Source organism: Candidatus Hydrogenedentota bacterium (genome assembly GCA_019695095.1).
In the GTDB taxonomy this organism is placed as follows: domain Bacteria; phylum Hydrogenedentota; class Hydrogenedentia; order Hydrogenedentales; family SLHB01; genus JAIBAQ01.
Map to the genome: position 1 here is coordinate 1 of JAIBAQ010000404.1, position 2,525 is coordinate 2,525.

Genomic DNA, 2,525 nt, shown 5'->3' on the forward strand with positions numbered 1-2,525 from the left:
TCGCGGCGGGGCACCAGCGTTTTTTTGCGCCCATGGTCTGTTTACGCCGATCGCCGGGCGCCTAGCTCCACTGGTCCGCTTTGCGGTAGGCGTCAAAGCACTTCTGCATGCCGGCCGGACCGACGCCGCCCGACAGCCCGTGTTCCATGCCGAGAATGCCCTTGTAACCCTTCTCGTGGATGGCCTTGAAGACGTTGCTCCAGTTCACCTCGCCCGTGCCCGGTTCGCGGCGGCCCGGAACGTCGCCCACCTGGAAGTAGCCGATCTTGTCCCAGTGCTTGCGGATGTGATTGATGAGGTTTCCTTCGGAGATCTGCTGGTGGTACATGTCGAACAGCAGGCGGAAGTTGGGGTGGTTGACGCGCTCGACGATCTCGGCGCCGTGGTCGCTATAGACGACGAAGTAACCGGCATGGTCGACGCGGATGTTCAGCGGCTCGAGCACGAAGACCATCTTGGTCTTCTCGGCCATTTCGGCGGCGCGGCGGAAAGCCTCGACGCAATTGGCCGTCTGTTCGGTGAAGCTCAACTGCGGCACGGCGAGGCCGGTGGTGACCGTGGCGCACTCGTTGCCGATGATGTTGTGGATCTCCACCGCGCGCTTCACGTCTTCGAAGAACTTGGCGTGATACTGCTTGTCGACCGTGGCCGAAGCCTTCCAGCCGCCGGAGTTGACGACGAAGACGCCCATGTTCAGGCCGAGCGCATCCATCTTCTTGCGGAAGCCGGCGATCTCTTCGTTCGAGTGGCGCGGCAGGCCGTTGTACTCGAACGCTTTGAAACCGGCGTCGGCGTAGGCTTGCAGTTGATCGGGGATAGGAGCGTTGAGAAAGCCGATACGCGGGGCATAGCGCAGGTGGTAGCTGTAGGGGGCGGCCGAGGCGGGCATGAGGGCTCCGGCGGCGGGCGCAAGCGTGGCGGCGCGGAGGAGGGTGCGGCGGTTCATGGCCATATCGTAGCACCGAGTCTGGGCAATTCTACGCCCCGCCGCCCAGCCTCCAGGAGGCGAATTCACCACTCGCGTGCTTATCGTTTTCATTCGAATAGCTGCGCACAATGTGGTTCCATGCCCCTTCTTCCTGTTGACCGTCCCGTAAGACGGCGGATACGATGATCGCACCGTAGGAATGAAAGGTATGCTTGGGCCCGATGAGGGCTTCTGCGCTTGCTGCGTGGCTCAATCCATCTTGGAACTCGGAACGATATCATGCCGAGCTTCAATCTCGAATTAGAAACGTGATCCCGGTGCGTACGCGCGACGCATCCTATCGTATTGGCAAGTCAAGGTGCTGATATGACTGAGCGAAACGGGGATGGTTCCTCGATATTCATCTGTCGATGATAGGAATATCATTCACTAATTACCCGGAAAATAGCACAATGCCGATTGAGTAGTGAAAGTACGTTTGAGTTCGTGATCGCCCTCGCGTTCCTTGGGAGATAGAAAGGGAAGCAAGTGGACACAAGCTGTCGTTCGCAAGTAGAAGAGATGACACGGTATCTGAGAGGCTGGTCTGCTCTGTGGCTTCTGGGTGCGGCCGGAATCATCCAGACTCCATCAATTGCACAGCCGGTTCATGCACCGGGAACAACGACTCTGCTCTTTGTTTCATGTGTTGGATGGCCAGGTGGCAATCCATACTACCCGTGCTTCTTGACCATCACTTCCAACGCGTGGAACATCACAAGCAATGCGCATACTCGATCGGGATCGTATCATCCCACACCCATTCCCAGCAGTGCATTCACAATGACATCGAATGGGCCGTGGTTTCACAGCTATGGATTCACACTAAACTCTTCACAGGCATACGTCTGGCTAAAGGCCGGAGAGCGCGGCAATTATCCCGCCCCCGCAACAGACGTTCGCCGGATGATCGCGCATGAAGAATACCTCCAGGCGTGCGCTCAGGTATGCTCCAGCTACTCCTACTAAAGTTGGGTGGACAGACATATATTGGGTAGAAGAGAAACCTCAGTGGATCCATGTTGGACAGCGACCAGAACACGAAAACACGAATACGGCGAACCACTGGATGATGTCTGAGCCTGCTTATGGGCTGTGGTACTCTGCTGTTGCCTTCTTGGCGGCCTACCCGTCACAAGTCAAGCTCGCGGTAAATGACATGTCGCTCCCCATGGGAGGACTGTTCGACATTGACGCAACGTGGGAACCTTCACATCACGAACACAATAGGGGACGAGCCGCCGACGTTCGTGCAATCACGGGTGCTTATGCCATTCCGAGCAACCAGGCCGAGGAATTCGCTGATCTCTGCCGTACGTATGGCGCTACGTCGCCGTACACTCAGGTGGAGTGGACTAGGAATCATATACACTGCCAGTGGCCATGAGGATTCCATGTGGCCTGCCGGACCACTGCTCGCATTCGAAGGACAGGACGCAATCGGTGTAGATGAATCGTGGAGGCAAGATGTTGACGACTCGCGCATTGGGGTTCTTCTATCTTTTGATGGTGCCGGCGATGCTTGCACAGACAGTAAGGCAGCCGGCTTCTCTTCAGC

General features: G+C 57.3%; 1 protein-coding gene. It reads right to left on the minus strand.

Annotated elements, in window-relative coordinates:
* Positions 1-61 precede the first annotated feature (61 nt).
* Positions 62-946, minus strand: a complete 885-nt coding sequence (locus K1Y02_26905) for a TIM barrel protein (GenBank protein ID MBX7260013.1) — start codon at positions 944-946, stop codon at positions 62-64.
* Between the last annotated feature and the right edge of the window lie 1,579 nt (positions 947-2,525).

Coding starts and splice junctions, on each gene's coding strand:
- K1Y02_26905 (MBX7260013.1), bottom strand. CDS start 946: ATGAACCGCCGCACCCTCCTCCGCGCCGCCACGCTTGCGCCCGCCGCC.